Genomic DNA, 14,149 nt, shown 5'->3' on the forward strand with positions numbered 1-14,149 from the left:
ATGGACAACGGCCCCGCCGGATCCTTTATTTAGCCGATGTTGCACATCTTACGAATATGTCGAAAGACGTTTCGAATATTTCGATATGAACGGCAATAATGTTGCGGATACCGGTGTCAATACGGGGTCAGTTCCTATTTCAAGAACCTGCCGGCGCCGCGTTGCCGGCTGCACATTGCCGACTCAGCGCGAGGCCGGCGTCTGCCCCGGTTCGCTCGCGTCGAAACGCAGGCGCGTAAAGCTGGCGATACATGCGAGGCCGGCGCACAGGCCGCCCAGCCACAACGCGGCGACGGCGCCGTGCGTGGTCGACACGTTGAAGCAGGCGGCGACCAGGGCCGCGCCGCTCGCCTGCCCCAGCAGGCGCACCGTTCCGATCATGCCGCTCGCGCCGCCGGCCCGCGACGCCGGCGCGGAAGTCATGATGGCGCGCAGATTGGGCGACTGGAAAAAGCCGAAACCGGCGCCGCAGATCGCCATGCGCCACGAAATATCCAATATCGACGGATCGGCGGGCAGCAGCGCCAGCAGCGCCATGCCCAGGGCCAGCAGGGCCAGGCCCACCCCGCCCAGCATGCCGGCCGGATACGTGTCCGACAGGCGGCCCGCGATCGGCGCCATGAAGGCCACCACCACCGGCCAGGGCGTGATGAGGAAGCCCGTTTCGACCTGGGTGTAGCCCAGCACGGACTGGAACAGGAAGGGCAGCGAGATAAACGCCAGGGCCTGGGCGGCGAAGGCGCACACCGCGGTCGCCGCCGACAGCGCGAAGAGCGGGCGGCGCAGCAGGTCCACCGCCAGGATGGGCGCGGGATGGCCGGCCTGGCGCCGCATCAGCAGCCACAGGCTGACCGCCGCCACGCCGCCTTCCAGCGCCACGCGCGGCCACGGCGCGCCGTGCGCGAGTTCGTTCGTCGCCAGCACCAGCAGTCCCAGCGTCATGGCGCACAGCAGCGCGGCCATGCCGTCAAAGCCGTGCCGCGCCCGCGTGGTGTCGGGCAGGCCCCGCAGGGCCAGGATCGCGGCCAGGATGCCGATGGGGAAATTGACCAGGAACAGCCAGTGCCAGGACCCCAGCAGCAGGATGGCCGACGCCACGGTCGGTCCGCCGGCGAAGGACAGGCCCACCACCATGGCATTGAGCCCCAGGCCGCGGCCCAGCATGTGCGAGGGATAGATGAAACGCAGGAGCGCGCCGTTCACGCTCATCACGCCCGCCGCGCCCAGCCCCTGCAGGATGCGCGTGGCCACCAGCATGGGCAGCGACGGCGCCAGGCCGCTGGCCAGCGAAGACAGGGTGAACACCGCCAGCCCGACGATGTAGACCCGCCGGTGCCCCAGGATTTCGCCCAGCGCCGCCGCGGGCAGCAGTCCGGCCACCATCGCGAGCTGATAGCCGCTGATGACCCAGATGGAGCCGGCCTCGCTGGCCTGCAGGTCGCGCGCGATGGTCGGCAGCGCGGTGTTGGCGATGGCCGTGTCCAGGCTGGCCATGCAGACCGCCAGCATGACAGCCACCAGGGCGCCCAGCCGTTCGGCGGCGGGCAGGCCGACCCCGGCCGGATAGACGGTGCTGCGGGAGAACGAGAGCATGAATGGGCTGCGCTGCGAGGGCGTCCGGACGGAAAGTCCGGAATCGTAGGGACTGATTCTAATGCGGCTACGGATTTCGCCCCGGCACAGTCCTAGCGCGGGGCGGCAGGAACGCGGCCCCCCGGCCCCGCGCTAGGACTGCGCGGGCGCGGGCCGCGGCTTGACCGGCCAGAACAGCGACGCCGGCCGCCGCAGGATGCGGCGGCGCACGCCAGCCGTCAGCGAGACGCGGTCGTCGCGGCGCATGTCGCGCGAGGCGAGCGCCACATTGAAGGCGAGCGCGAAGCTCACGATCACGTTCAGCGCGCCCGTCGCCGCGGTGCCCGCCACCGCCAGCCAGAACACCTGCGTATGCACGAGATCCCAGCCCAGCGTGGCCACCGCGGCGGCGATCTGGCCGGCGCTCAGCGACACGTGCCGCACTTCCAGGGTCGATCCCAGGGCGTCCACCAGGGCCGGCAGCAGGCCCAGCATCAGGCCCAGCGACACGTTGGCGGCGATCTGCGAGACGTTGCGCTCCCAGAAGCCCGCCCAGCGCACGGCCCCGCGCTCGCCCAGCAGCCGGCGCGTGCGGCGGCCGTAGGCCATCACGTCATGCACGCGATGCAGCGCGAACCAGTTGTCGGCCCAGCCGGCGATCAGGCTGGACAGCCAGATCAGCGCGCCCGTCAGGGCCGCATAAAGAGGCGTCGGCCCCCAGAACGACAGCGAATGCAGCGTGTCCTGCGCCTTGTCGGCGTCGATCAGGGGATGCCCCGCCACGCGCATGGCCGTCCACTGGATCGCCCAGGCCAGCGGCAGCACCACGGCCAGGTTGCCCAGGATCGCCGCGGCGTTCGAGCGCAACATCGCCAGCGTGTCGTCCACGAAGGCCTCGCGGCCGTCCGGGGTGTAGGCGGCGTCGAGCCGGCGGGCGAGCGCCGGGCCCGTCATGGCCGGCTGCTTGGTGGCCAGCGTGAAATGCGCGAACTGGATCACGAGAAAGCTGCCCGCGTAGTTCAGCGCATTCAGCAGCCCTTCGAGGAACTTGTCCAGGTGCAGCGAGACGATGAAGAACTTCAGGTAGACCGTGAACGCCACGATGAAGCCGCCGCCCAGCGACGCCTTCAGCATGTCCAGGTATTCCAGCGAGTCGCGGGCGATGTAGTGTTCGCCGGTTTCCGCGCTGCGGTCCATCACGCGGCGGGCCAGGTGGGCAAACGAGGAGGCCGCCAGGTGGCGGATGCTGCCGCGCGCCTGGGTGGACCGAATCAGTTCGGCGATCAGGTGCACGTACCGGTGGCGCTGCGTGGGGTCGATCCACACGCCCAGCAGCAGCTCGATGCGCGCCACGCGCAGCTTCATGCTCTCGATCTGGTAGACCACGTCGACCGCCACGCCGTTGCGCTTGAGCTCTTCGTACACGGCGTCCCCGGCGGCCCGGCAGTCGTCCAGCAAGGCGCGGAACACATTCAGCCGCTGCCCCAGGACGTCGCGCGGCGTGCCCGGCGGGCTGTCAAAAAGCGCCGAGGCCGCGGCCTCCAGCGTGAAGAAGGGCGTCTCGTCCACGGGCCCCGGCAGGCGCGAGCGGATATCCTGGCCCAGCCCGACCGCGCGCACCTGGCTGACCAGCACCTGCATGCTGCGGATCAGGGTCTGTTCAAGGCGCAGGAAGAGGGCGTCGGAAGATGGGGCGGATGATGGGGCGGATGATGGGTCGCGCGATGCGTTGCTAGATGCGTCGCCGCCTTCCCGGCGCACCAGCGCGCGGATGCGCGCCAGCGTCGCGTCGTCCAGCGATTCCATCCACGCCGCGTAGTCCGGTCGGCGAAAGACGCGCGTGAACAGGCCCGCCATGTCGCCGCGGTTCGGGGGCGGCGGCAACATCCAGGCCACCACACGGCGCCAGAACTCGCCCCAGAAACCGGGACGCGACGCGACGCCGGTGTCGCACAGCAGCGCGGTGGCATCGTTGTCGGCAAGCACCGAGCGCAGCGTCGCCGCGGCGCGGCCCGCGACCTCGGGGTTGTTATCCAGCACCTGCAGCAGGTAGCGCAGGCGCGCGTGGCGGGGATCGTTGCCGTCCCCGTCCTGGTCCTCATCGTTGCTTTCGTCCTGACGGGGCGGCCGTTGGCCGGACCGGTTCAGCCAGCCAAAGACGTCCGCCAGCCAGAGGTTCCGGTCCGCCAGCGGAGCCTGCGGGTCGGCATTGGCCAGGATCAGGTCGAGCTGCAGCCCTGTCCGCCGCGAGGCCCGCCAGTTGCGCCAGAGAGAGGTAAGCATGGTCGGGCCTCGCGTTTCATCGGGATTCGGGATTGCGGCGCAATGAAAAGCCCAGCGCTTCGCCCATATCGAGCGTGGTCCGGGCCGCTCAATGGTACGCCCAAGCCTTGCGGCGTTGGAGGCGGCCGGCGCTTTTCCGGTAACCTGCGCGCTGGCCTTGTTACGGGCCGGGGGCGCGGGCTGCACGGCGGTCCGCACGTTTGCGCGCGGCTGCGGCCGCCGTGGCCGGCCCGGCGCCCCGAGGCGCCGAACGGGGCCCTGTTGCACCATTTACGTTTGCTGATTCAAATGACCCTGAATTTCAATGGGCGCGCATTCGCCGCCCTGCTGGCCGTCACCGCGGTGCTGGCCCTGATCGCCACCGTCGGCGCGCCCTATCCCTTCCTGCGCGGTTTCGTCGGCGACGCCGTCGCCGTGGGCTGGGCCTACCTGCTGTATCGCAGTTTCATCCGCGCGGGCGTGCTGCCGCTGGCGGTCGCGGCGCTGTTGTCGGGCTATGCGGTGGAATTGGGCCAGTACCTTGCCCGTCAGTCCGGCTGGACAATCGAACAGCCGATTTTGCGCGTCGTGTTCGGCAGCGTGCCGGACTGGTGGGACGTGCTGGCGTACACCGTGGGATTTGCCGTCGTGCTGCTGTTGGCCGGCGGCAATGCGCGCCGCCAACGCAGCGCGGCGCAGCGGAATGCGCGGCTGCAGGTCAGCCTGCGCGCAAGGCGCTAGCAAGCGCCCGCCTGTCCCACGCCGCCCGGCTCCGCGCCTGGGCGTTTGCTCCGGATCAACCCGCCTGGCAGACCGTGTCGTCGCGTTGCGCACGACCGGCGGGCGCGGCTGCGCGCAGCGGCCGCAGGCGGGCATTGCGGAACGGCGCCAGCAATTCGGCCCAGGACGACGGAAACAGGGGCGTCGCGTGCCGCACGGCGTCGCGGCGGGCGTAGTGGACCAGAAGCTGTTGGCCGATCGGGGCGTCGCCGAGGGGATGGCGGGTGTTCATGGTATGTCCGTATTGCAGTGAAAGTGTATTCATTGTACGTCCTTGCCGCGGCACGGTCCAGCCGCCTCGTTGCGCCCCGCTCCCGCTAACCGCGCCAAGTGCCTGATATTGCTGGTGCGTCCCTCTTTGGGCAGCTTCACTCCGGGATAGCCCTAGCAGATCAAAACAGTAGACGGTATACAATGTTCATCAATCCCGGGCTGCCACAGGCCTGGAATTTCTTCCCACCGGACCTGGAGCGCGCCATGGCAGAACTGATGAACCGAGATGAATTCCGCACCGCGTTGGAAAACGCGATCAAGGGCAAGAGCGCCAACGCGTCGCCCTTTTCGATTGCATGGGCCGAAGGCAAGCTCAGCCGCGAGCACCTGTCGCGCTGGGCCGAGAACCACTATCACTATGTCGGCCCCTTCGCCGATTACCTGGGCTACCTGTACGCCCGCACGCCGGACACCTACACCGAGGCCAAGGACTTCCTGCTGGCCAACATGTACGAAGAGGAAATCGGGGGCGACCGCCACACCGACCTGCTGATCCGCTTTGCCGAAGCCTGCGGGACCACCCGTGAACGGGTCACCAATCCGGACAACATGTCGCCCACCACGCGCGCGCTGCAGAGCTGGTGTTACGCCGTGGCCATGCGCGAGGACCCGATCGTGGCGGTGGCCGGCCTGGTGGTGGGCCTGGAATCGCAGGTGCCGTCCATCTACCGCAAACAGACGCCGACCTTGCGCGAGAAGTACGGCTTCACCGACGAGGAAGTGGAATTCTTCGATCTGCACATCGTGTCCGACGAGATCCACGGCGAACGCGGCTACCAGATCGTGCTGGAACACGCCAACACGGTGGACCTGCAGCAGCGCTGCCTGAAGATCTGCGAGATCGGCGCGCAGATGCGGCTGCTCTACACCACGGCCCTCTACACCGACTACGTGCAGGACGAAATCAAGCTGCCCGAACTGGGCCTTGCCGCCTGATTTCCGCCACGCCGCCCGGCCCGCGCCGGGCGGCCGCCGCATCGCAGAACCTGGATGAAGACCTCATGCCTACCGTTGTGTTTCATAAAGGCGGCCAGACCTACACCGATGTGGTGAAGGACAACACCAACCTGGTGGTGCGGGCCGGCATCAAGCAGTTTCCGTTTCCGCACCTGCGCTACGAATGCGGCATGGGCAAATGCGCCAAGTGCGCCTGCCGGATCATCGCCGGGGCCGAGCATCTGCCGCCGGTGAACTGGAAGGAAAAGAAGCAGCTCGGCGACCGCATCGACCAGGGGTACCGGCTGGCGTGCCAGCTCTGGCTCAATCGCGACATCGAACTGGTCCAGGACCTGGAGGCATGACGGCCATGGCATCGACCTATGTGATCCTGACCTCCAAGCCGGGCGTCTTTCGCACCGAGGCGGGGGACGGGGCGGACATCATCGAAACCTACGACTACGTGTTCTACGGGCGCGCGCTCGCGGTCTTCAGCATTGCCTGCCTGCACCGCGACATCAAGCTGGTCGTCACCGAGGAGACGCCTCCTTACGTGGTCAATCACGTGCCGTCCAAGTTCCTGGAGAAGTTTGCGTCGGTGGACGCCGCCCGCAAGGAACTGGCGCACCTGACGCGTTTTGGCAGCATGGAATCGACGCTGACGCTGCGGTCCAACGCCGTCGCCACGGAGCACTGAAACCATGGTCCAGATCACGTTCATCTCCAATGGCGGCAAGGTCGCCACCGCGCCGGAGAACAGCAACCTGCTGCGGGTATCGCTCAAGGAAAAGGGCGGCATCCCGTTCAAATGCGGGGGCGGCCTGTGCGGCACGTGCAAGTGCCGGATCGAAGAGGGGCTGGAAAACACCGACGCCATCAAGCCCAAGGAGCGCAAGCACCTGCGGCCGGAGGATTTCGAGGCCGGCTACCGCATGGCCTGCCAGACCTTCGTCAATGGCGACGTCAAGGTGTCGTGGGTGGTGCAGAACGGCAAGGGCATCGTGGTTGGCGCCGCACCCGGCCCGGTGGAAGCCGCCGCGACCTGACGGCGGCCGGCGCATAACCAGCGGTTGGCATATCCGGCGGCCGGCGTATCCGGCGGCCGGCGCAACCGGCGGCCGGCCCCTCTGGCGGTGCGGCCTCAGGCCACCGACGCCTGTTGCGCCGGCTGCTGCGCCTCGGTGTAGGCCTTGGCGGCGTTATGCACGTGCTGGCTGGCCAGCAGCGCCGCCAGATCGCCGTTGCCGGCAATGACGGCGTTCAGGATCTGGGAATGTTCGTCCCAATTCTGTTTGGCGCGCCGCATGTTGCTGGGCGCGAACAGCAGGGCGGTGCGGTCGCGCAGCGAACGCATCAGGTCGGTCAGCACTACATTGCCGCCGATCGTGGCCAGCATTTCGTGGAACTGCGAATTGAGCGCCAGGAACTTGTCCAGTTGCTCGTCGCGCGCCGCTTCCGTGCCCTCGCGCAGGAACGCCTGCAGGCGTTCCACGGTCTTTTCGTCGCGGCGCTGCGCCGCCAGCTTGGCGTTCAGCCCTTCCAGCGTGGCGCGAACCTCCACCATGTCATAGGCAACCGCGTCGGAAAGCACCGACACGGAAGCGCCACGGCGCGGCTCGATCGTGACCAGGCCTTCGGCGGCCAGCGCACGCAACGCCTCCCGCACCGGAATGCGCGAGACGCCCATCTCCTCGGATAAGCGGCCTTCCACCAGGCGGTCGCCGGGCGTGAATTCGCCGCTGAGGATACGCTCGCGCAGCTTGTCGCGGATGACGGCAAACAGCTGCGGATGCTGCTCGCCGATCTTCAGCGAGGCGGAGTGCTGCGTCTCTACGGCTTGCGGGCTGACGGGAGAAGTTGTCATGGCGAGCAGATTTGGCGTAATGGATACAGTCGCCATTGTATTACCGGGTGTAGCCGGTCGTCGCGGGCGGCGGCGGGCATCAGGCGAGGCAGATGGTCAGGCATCAGGTCAGGCATCCAGGCTTCACTGCGTCCAGAAGGCTTTCACCAGCACCCCCACCGCGCCCATGGCGCAGGCCGTGAGCAGCACGCCGCGCACGGCGCGGGGCGGCAGCAGGGTGCGCAGCCGGTTGGAGACCGCGAAACCGGCCAGCAGGAAAGGCGCCAGGCTGAGCGCCAGTCCGGCGTGGTAACCGGTGTAGCGCTTGGCCAGCGCCAGCATCGCAAGCGAAAAGATCGAACCCAGGAACAGCACCATCCCCAGGGTGGCGCGCAACCGCGCCGGGGCCGCATGCTGCAGCACGATCGCGATGGGCGGCGCGCCCACCGAGGTCATCGTGCCCATGATCCCGGAGGCCACGCCCGCGCCCGACACGCGACCGGGCGTGGCGGAAAACCGCAGCCCGGCCACGCTCAGCGCCACCGCGATCAGGATCATGCAGGCGAACAGCACGCCTAGCGCCTGCGGCGCGAAACGCGCCATGGCATAGATCGCGATCAGGGTCCCCACGGCGCGCCCGGCCAGGGCATACGAGACGGCCGGCCAGTCGATGGCGGCCCGTTCGCGCAGCGCGGTCAGCAGGGAAATGAAGCCGCCCAGGGTCAGGAGCGGGCCGGGCGCGAGTTGGGGGAAGAACATGGCCGCCACGGGCGCGGCAAACATGGCAAAGCCCACGCCGCCCACGCCTTGCGCCACCGCGGCGCCGAACACCACGGCCGCCATGGCGGCGTAATGCCACAGGTCGGGAAAAGCCAACGAAGACAGCATGCCGCGTCACAAGTCAATTATGTATACGATAGTCTATCCATGAAATCACGCCGCGCCCGCAAAATCCCAACAAATCAGGGTAAACCCCTGTTTTTAAGCCATTATTCAGGCCATTTCTGGTCCTATCGCTTTCCCTAGGCGATGCATATTTCGGTTGGTATGCCTGCAAACGAAATATAGTATACCGATGGTGGCGACCCAACAGCCACCCATATACAAGGGGAATAGCGCATGCAATCCGACGTCGTGCTCAATGCCGCTCATTGGATGTACCTGATCAGCGTCGCCGCCATCATCCTGACGATGATCCTGCGGGCCAATGTGGTGGTGCCATCCGTCATCGGCACGTTCCTGGTCGTGCTGGCGATCACGGGCAATCCGATCAGCGCGCTGATCGGCATTTTTTCCGCCAGCTTCGTCGCGGCCAAGGAGCTGTTCAACATCTTCCTGGTCATCACTTTCATGACGGCCCTGCTCAATTCGCTCAAGACGCTGCAGGCGGACGTGCGCATGGTCCAGCCCTTTCGCCGCATCATGCGCGGCGGGCATTCGTCCTTTCTGATCATCGCCCTCTGTACGTATGTGATCTCGCTGTTCTTCTGGCCGACCCCCGCGGTGCCGCTGGTGTCCGCCATCCTGCTGCCGGCCGCCATCGCGGCGGGACTGCCGCCGCTGGCCGGCGCCATGGCCATCGCGATCGCCGGCCAGGGCATGGCCCTGTCCTCGGACTACGTGATCGGCGTGGCGCCCAGCATCAGCGCCAAGGCGGCCGGCGCGGCGGTCAGCGCGGCGGTGGTGGCCGACCGCGCGCTGGTGTTGTCCTTGATCACCGGCGCCATCGCGCTGACGGCGGCGTACCTGCTGGTGCGCCGCCAGATCGTTCCCGCCGATGCCGCGCTGCTGTCGGCCTGGCAGGCGCGCGCCCAGGATGGAAGCCTGGCCCGGATCGAACAGGCCGGTTCCTTCGACAAGGCGGAGCTCGCCCGCGGCACCATGGGCGCGGACCCCGCGCTGCCCGACGGCCCGGCGCTGGGCGAGGAAGCGCGCCGCATCCGCTGGTCCAAGGTTTTCGCGGTGGTGACGCCGCTGGCCTTTCTGGCGGTGATCGGCGTGATGGTGCTGCCCCGGCTGTTCCCGTCCCTGCCCGCGTTGCGCGGCGGCGACGCGGCGGCGCTGGTGGGCGGCGTCGCCTTCGTGGTGATGATGCTGGTGACGCTGGCGGCCGAAGGCCCGCGCAAGATGCTGGACGTCTGTCCGGAACACGTCACGGACGGCTTTGTCTTCGCCTTCAAGGCCATGGGCTCCGTGCTGCCGATCGCCGGCTTCTTCTTCGTGGGCGCGAACGAGACGGCCGCGCAGATCCTGGGCGTGCCCGCAGCGCAGGCGCCCGGGCTGCTGTTCGAGGTGATCTCCGCCGCGCAGCACCTGATCCCCGAAAACCACTTCCTGGTCGCGTTCGGCGTGCTGCTCGTCGGCATGATCACCGGCATCGACGGCTCGGGCTTTGCCGGCCTGCCGCTGACCGGCACGCTGTCCGGCGCCCTCGGCCCGGTGGTGGGCGTGGACCCCGCCACGCTGGCGGCGGTCGGCCAGATGGGCGCCGTGTGGACGGGAGGCGGCACGCTGATCGCCTGGTCCTCCCTGATCGCGGTGGCGGGCTTTGCGCGGGTGAATGTGTTGTCCCTGGTCCGCGCCCTCCTGCTGCCGGTGCTGCTGGCCCTGTCCGTGTCGACCATCTGCGCGGTGCTGATCTGGAGTTGATGGCGCCGGCCTCCCAGGCATAAGGCTCCCGGGAGGGAGCCTTTTCGCTGGACGCGCGGGTGGGGTTTCCACCGATCGTCGTAAAGTGATTAAAGTATACAATGTTCTGAACCTGGCTCAGACGCCTCACCCCGGCCACGCCGGCCCCGACCAAGGAAGCGCTCCCGTGGAAGATCTCTCGCAGCACGTGTTCATGAACTACATCGGCGGCAACTGGATGCCCAGCGGCACGGGAAAAACGGCCCCGAACCTCAACCCGGCCGACACCCGCGACGTGGTCGGACTGTTTCAGGTGTCGGACGCCGAGGACGCGGCGCAGGCGGTCCGGGCGGCCGACGCAGCCTTCGCCGCGTGGCGCGACATGCCGATCTCCAAGCGGGCCGCCATCCTGTTCCGCGCGGCCCAGCACCTGGAAGACCAGGCCGACGCCATCGCGCGCGAACTGACCCGCGAAGAGGGCAAGGGCCTGAACCTCGCCAAGGACGAAGTCCTGCGGTCCGCCCAGACGATCCGCTTCTACGCCGTCGAGGGCCAGTCCTTCACGGGCGAAACCTTCGCCAACGACGATCCGGACATGATCGTCTACAGCCAGCGCGAGCCGCTCGGCGTGGTGACGGTGATCTCCCCGTGGAACTTCCCCATCTCCATCCCCGCGCGCAAGATCGCGCCGGCCCTGATCACGGGCAACACGGTGGTGTTCAAGCCGTCGTCGGACGCGCCGCTGTCGGGCTACCGTCTGACGGAAGCCTTCGTGCAGGCCGGCCTGCCCCCAGGCGTGCTGAACTTCCTGACCGGCCCCGCCGGCGCGGTGGGCCAGGCCATCACCGCCGCCAGCCAGGTGCGCGCCATTTCGTTCACCGGCTCCACCGCGGCCGGCGAGCAGATCCACCGGACGGCGGGCCTGACCACCCGCACCCAGATGGAACTAGGCGGCAAGAATCCGCTGATCGTGCTGGCCGACGCCGACCTGGACCGCGCGGTGGACCTGGCGGTCAAGGGCGGCTTTTCGCTCAGCGGCCAGGCCTGCACCGGCACCAGCCGCGTGCTGGTCGACCGCAAGGTCAGCCAGGCCTACACGGACAAGCTGCTGGCCAGAATCCGCACGCTGACCATCGGCAACGGCCTGGAGGGCAACTTCGACCTGGGTCCCCTGGCGACCGCCCGGCAGCTCGACAATGTGCTGGGCTACATCGAACTGGGCAAGCAGGAGGCCACGCACCTGCACGGCGGAGACCGCCTGACGGGGCCGGGCTTTGACCGCGGCTATTACGTCACCCCAGCGCTGTTTGCCGGCGTGACCCAGAAAATGCGCATCGCGCGCGAGGAAATCTTCGGCCCGGTCATCGCCTTGATCGAGGTCGACGGCTATGAAGACGCCATCGCGCAGGCCAACGACACGGAATACGGGCTGTCGGCCGCCATCGCCACCACCGACGCGCGGTATGCGCACCGCTTCGCGCGGGACATCCAGGCCGGCACGGTCAAGATCAACCGCACCACCACCGGCAACCTCATCAATGCGCCGTTCGGCGGCCTGAAACACTCCAGCACGTCCACGTTCCGCGAATCGGGCCGCGTGGGCCTGGAGTTCTATACGCAGATCAAGACCGTCTACCGCGCCGGCTGACGGCCAACCCACCACCAGAGGCTTTGCAATGAAACAGATCTATCGCCTGGAACTCGAAGAAGCGCGCGTCATGGTGCGCGCCGCCATCGCCAAGTCGCAGGAAATCGGCGTCCTGGAATCGATCTGCGTCGTGGACGACGGCGGCTATCCGATCGCGCTCGAACGCATGGACGGCGCGCGCATCACGGGCCCGCAGATCGCCTGGAACAAGGCCTTCACCGCAGCGGGGCACAAGCGTTCGACGCACCTGTTCAACACCCCGCCCAACGGTCCGGCGCTGCCCGGCAACGAAGCCTTCGGCATCCAGTGGAGCTTTGACGGCAAGTTCGCCGTGTTCGTCGGCGGCTTTCCCATCGTCGTGAACGGCGAAGTGATTGGCGGCGTGGGCCTGAGCGGCGGCAACGGCGAGCAGGACACCAAAGCCGGCCTGGCGGCGCTGGCCGCGCTGGCCGAACTGCTGGAACCGCGCGGCATGAAGGTGCTGGTCGAAGCGGACATCAAGAAATAAGCGAGGGCGCCATGGCATACCGCGTGCACATCCTGGAAACCGACGAGGCCTTCGAGGTCGAAGCGGGCGAATCCGTGCTGGAAGGCGCGCAGCGGTCGGCGGTGAAGCTGCCGCACGAATGCACCTTCGGCGGCTGCGGCACCTGCCGCATCAAGCTCGCGTCCGGCGCCGTGCGCTACGACGAGTTCCCCATGGCGCTCACCCCCGAAGAGGCCGAACAGGGCTACGCGCTGGCGTGCCAGGCCCGCCCGACGGGCGACCTGTGCATCAGCGTCGCCAGCAGCCGGCAGGCGTTCCCCGAGCCGCGCCGCATCCCCGCCACGATCCATCGCATCCAGGCCTATTGCGACGACGTCATCCATCTGACGCTGGCGCTGCCCGGCGAAGGCCTGGACTACGTGCCGGGCCAGTACATGAACGTCGTGTTCCCGGACGGCGCGACGCGCAGCTTCTCCATGGCCTCGGCGCCCGCCGGCAACCTGATCGACTTCCACATTCGGCGCATTCCGGGCGGGCGCTGCACGGACCAGTGGCTGGGACAGGCGGGCGCGGGCGCGCCGGTGGAAATCGAAGCGCCGCTGGGCGTCTTCAGCTATCACGAGGAAGATTGGCGCCCGCTCATCATGATGGCCACGGGCACCGGCATCGCGCCGATCAAGGCCATCCTCGAATCCCTGCTGGACAACGAGGACTGCCCGCCCGTCACGCTGTATTGGGGCATGCGCACCGAAGCCGACCTGTACCTGCGCGACGAGATCGCGCGCTGGGCCGGCCGCCTGTATGAGTTCAATTTCGTGCCGGTGCTGTCGCGCGCGGGCCAGGCGTGGACGGGACGACGCGGCTACGTGCAGCACGCCGTCCTGGAAGATCACCAGGACCTGTCGGAGCATGCCTTCTACCTGTGCGGCGCGCCCGAGATGATCCGGCAGGCCAAGCACCTGCTGGCCGAGCGCGGCGCCAGCCTGGACCACATGTATGCGGACAGTTTCACCTTCCAGCACGAACTGGCGGCGGCCTGACCCGGCCCGCCGGCCGCGGTCACGCACATTGCGGACCTGGCGTTGCCAGCGCGCCCCGCGTCCCTAGCGGTACACCAGCACCGGCAACCGTGTGCGGGCCAGCACGCGCTGTGTTTCGCTGCCCAGCAGGAATCCGGTCATGCCGTGACGCCCGTGCGATCCCATCACGATCAGGTCGCACCCCAGCTTTTGCGCCGTATCGACAATGGCCTCGTGCGGGTGGTCGTTGACCGTGACGATGGCCTCGCATGGCACGAGCGCGTGCCGCGCCTCGGCCTCCAGCCCTTCCAGATACGCCTGCGCGTTCTTGCGGGCCTGGTCGGTGTAATGCCCTTCGGTGGAGCCCAGCATCTCGGCTTGATACACCAGCAGATGGTCTTCCGGGATGGCCCGCAGCAGGGTGAGGGTGGCGCCCATTTCCTTGGCGAAGACGAGCGCGCGCTTGAATGCCGATTCCGACAGCAACGAACCGTCCACGGCGATGAGCAAGTGCCTGTACATGTTGCCTCTCCTTTAGGAAAAGGACTGTCCAGCAACGGCGAATCCAGTATAGGCCCGGCCGTGGGCGCAATCCAGTCTGCCTGCGGCGGTCTCGTCCGCCGCGAGGGCGTAGTCCGAAAGGCGCAGGCAAGGCGCACTGCGCCGGCGCTTCCAAGCCGGCGGGGTTAGGCATATATTGT

At 67.8% G+C, this 14,149-nt stretch carries 15 protein-coding genes; 9 read left to right on the forward strand and 6 right to left on the reverse strand.

The window, feature by feature from the left end:
- Window positions 1-183: 183 nt before the first annotated feature.
- Together ACZ50Q_RS01895 and ACZ50Q_RS01900 are read right to left on the reverse strand one after the other, a co-directional pair.
- Window positions 184-1,593 (reverse strand): MFS transporter, encoded by a 1,410-nt coding sequence (locus ACZ50Q_RS01895; RefSeq protein ID WP_464080370.1) that lies wholly within the window; start codon window positions 1,591-1,593, stop codon window positions 184-186.
- A gap of 132 nt (window positions 1,594-1,725) precedes the next feature.
- Window positions 1,726-3,855: a site-specific recombinase gene (locus tag ACZ50Q_RS01900; protein WP_464080371.1), complete on the reverse strand. Its 2,130-nt coding sequence runs from the start codon at window positions 3,853-3,855 to the stop codon at window positions 1,726-1,728.
- Between the two features lie 288 nt (window positions 3,856-4,143).
- Here ACZ50Q_RS01900 and ACZ50Q_RS01905 point away from each other — a divergent pair, with 288 nt between their 5' ends.
- Window positions 4,144-4,575 carry a ribosomal maturation YjgA family protein gene (locus ACZ50Q_RS01905; protein ID WP_464080372.1) on the forward strand — a complete coding sequence of 144 codons (432 nt, stop codon included), beginning with the start codon at window positions 4,144-4,146 and terminating at the stop codon, window positions 4,573-4,575.
- A gap of 55 nt (window positions 4,576-4,630) precedes the next feature.
- Here ACZ50Q_RS01905 and ACZ50Q_RS01910 read toward each other — a convergent pair whose 3' ends face one another.
- Complete coding sequence (locus ACZ50Q_RS01910; RefSeq protein WP_076517616.1) at window positions 4,631-4,846, reverse strand: hypothetical protein; 216 nt, start codon at window positions 4,844-4,846, stop codon at window positions 4,631-4,633.
- Between the two features lie 245 nt (window positions 4,847-5,091).
- On the opposite strand from ACZ50Q_RS01910, the gene ACZ50Q_RS01915 reads away from it, so the two are divergent.
- The 4 genes from ACZ50Q_RS01915 (at window position 5,092) to ACZ50Q_RS01930 (ending at window position 6,869) form a co-directional block, all read left to right on the forward strand.
- On the forward strand, window positions 5,092-5,823 hold the full coding sequence (locus ACZ50Q_RS01915; protein ID WP_056319353.1) for a TenA family transcriptional regulator: 732 nt from the start codon (window positions 5,092-5,094) through the stop codon (window positions 5,821-5,823).
- A 65-nt stretch (window positions 5,824-5,888) separates the two neighbouring features.
- Complete coding sequence (locus ACZ50Q_RS01920; RefSeq protein WP_092576526.1) at window positions 5,889-6,188, forward strand: 2Fe-2S iron-sulfur cluster-binding protein; 300 nt, start codon at window positions 5,889-5,891, stop codon at window positions 6,186-6,188.
- Window positions 6,189-6,193: 5 nt separating this feature from the next.
- Window positions 6,194-6,520 carry a ferredoxin gene (locus ACZ50Q_RS01925; protein WP_092577276.1) on the forward strand — a complete coding sequence of 109 codons (327 nt, stop codon included), beginning with the start codon at window positions 6,194-6,196 and terminating at the stop codon, window positions 6,518-6,520.
- 4 nt (window positions 6,521-6,524) lie between these two features.
- Complete coding sequence (locus ACZ50Q_RS01930; RefSeq protein ID WP_076517610.1) at window positions 6,525-6,869, forward strand: 2Fe-2S iron-sulfur cluster-binding protein; 345 nt, start codon at window positions 6,525-6,527, stop codon at window positions 6,867-6,869.
- 95 nt (window positions 6,870-6,964) lie between these two features.
- Here the strand turns inward: ACZ50Q_RS01930 and ACZ50Q_RS01935 are convergent, their stop codons facing one another.
- A complete protein-coding gene (locus tag ACZ50Q_RS01935) occupies window positions 6,965-7,687 on the reverse strand; it encodes a GntR family transcriptional regulator (protein ID WP_464080373.1) in 723 nt (240 codons plus the stop codon).
- A 123-nt stretch (window positions 7,688-7,810) separates the two neighbouring features.
- The gene (locus ACZ50Q_RS01940; protein ID WP_464080374.1) at window positions 7,811-8,554 is read right to left on the reverse strand and encodes a sulfite exporter TauE/SafE family protein; all 744 of its coding nucleotides are present in this window, start codon (window positions 8,552-8,554) and stop codon (window positions 7,811-7,813) included.
- A 231-nt stretch (window positions 8,555-8,785) separates the two neighbouring features.
- Here ACZ50Q_RS01940 and ACZ50Q_RS01945 point away from each other — a divergent pair, with 231 nt between their 5' ends.
- From ACZ50Q_RS01945 to ACZ50Q_RS01960, 4 genes are all read left to right on the forward strand, one after another.
- Window positions 8,786-10,315, forward strand: a complete 1,530-nt coding sequence (locus ACZ50Q_RS01945) for a hypothetical protein (protein WP_076517604.1) — start codon at window positions 8,786-8,788, stop codon at window positions 10,313-10,315.
- 166 nt (window positions 10,316-10,481) lie between these two features.
- Window positions 10,482-11,942 (forward strand): aldehyde dehydrogenase family protein, encoded by a 1,461-nt coding sequence (locus tag ACZ50Q_RS01950; RefSeq protein ID WP_464080375.1) that lies wholly within the window; start codon window positions 10,482-10,484, stop codon window positions 11,940-11,942.
- Between the two features lie 28 nt (window positions 11,943-11,970).
- Entirely contained in the window at window positions 11,971-12,450 is a 480-nt protein-coding gene (locus ACZ50Q_RS01955; protein WP_092576512.1) for a GlcG/HbpS family heme-binding protein, read from the forward strand.
- Between the two features lie 11 nt (window positions 12,451-12,461).
- A complete protein-coding gene (locus ACZ50Q_RS01960) occupies window positions 12,462-13,469 on the forward strand; it encodes a 2Fe-2S iron-sulfur cluster-binding protein (protein ID WP_464080376.1) in 1,008 nt (335 codons plus the stop codon).
- 63 nt (window positions 13,470-13,532) lie between these two features.
- On the opposite strand, the gene ACZ50Q_RS01965 is transcribed toward ACZ50Q_RS01960, so the two are convergent.
- Entirely contained in the window at window positions 13,533-13,970 is a 438-nt protein-coding gene (locus ACZ50Q_RS01965; protein WP_076517598.1) for a universal stress protein, read from the reverse strand.
- Window positions 13,971-14,149 lie beyond the last annotated feature (179 nt).

The organism is Achromobacter sp. T5-5 (assembly GCF_055397965.1).

Coding starts and splice junctions, on each gene's coding strand:
- ACZ50Q_RS01960 (WP_464080376.1), top strand. CDS start 12,462: ATGGCATACCGCGTGCACATCCTGGAAACCGACGAGGCCTTCGAGGTC.
- ACZ50Q_RS01925 (WP_092577276.1), top strand. CDS start 6,194: ATGGCATCGACCTATGTGATCCTGACCTCCAAGCCGGGCGTCTTTCGC.
- ACZ50Q_RS01915 (WP_056319353.1), top strand. CDS start 5,092: ATGGCAGAACTGATGAACCGAGATGAATTCCGCACCGCGTTGGAAAAC.
- ACZ50Q_RS01935 (WP_464080373.1), bottom strand. CDS start 7,687: ATGACAACTTCTCCCGTCAGCCCGCAAGCCGTAGAGACGCAGCACTCC.
- ACZ50Q_RS01920 (WP_092576526.1), top strand. CDS start 5,889: ATGCCTACCGTTGTGTTTCATAAAGGCGGCCAGACCTACACCGATGTG.
- ACZ50Q_RS01910 (WP_076517616.1), bottom strand. CDS start 4,846: ATGAACACCCGCCATCCCCTCGGCGACGCCCCGATCGGCCAACAGCTT.
- ACZ50Q_RS01940 (WP_464080374.1), bottom strand. CDS start 8,554: ATGCTGTCTTCGTTGGCTTTTCCCGACCTGTGGCATTACGCCGCCATG.
- ACZ50Q_RS01905 (WP_464080372.1), top strand. CDS start 4,144: ATGACCCTGAATTTCAATGGGCGCGCATTCGCCGCCCTGCTGGCCGTC.
- ACZ50Q_RS01945 (WP_076517604.1), top strand. CDS start 8,786: ATGCAATCCGACGTCGTGCTCAATGCCGCTCATTGGATGTACCTGATC.
- ACZ50Q_RS01895 (WP_464080370.1), bottom strand. CDS start 1,593: ATGCTCTCGTTCTCCCGCAGCACCGTCTATCCGGCCGGGGTCGGCCTG.
- ACZ50Q_RS01965 (WP_076517598.1), bottom strand. CDS start 13,970: ATGTACAGGCACTTGCTCATCGCCGTGGACGGTTCGTTGCTGTCGGAA.
- ACZ50Q_RS01900 (WP_464080371.1), bottom strand. CDS start 3,855: ATGCTTACCTCTCTCTGGCGCAACTGGCGGGCCTCGCGGCGGACAGGG.
- ACZ50Q_RS01955 (WP_092576512.1), top strand. CDS start 11,971: ATGAAACAGATCTATCGCCTGGAACTCGAAGAAGCGCGCGTCATGGTG.
- ACZ50Q_RS01930 (WP_076517610.1), top strand. CDS start 6,525: ATGGTCCAGATCACGTTCATCTCCAATGGCGGCAAGGTCGCCACCGCG.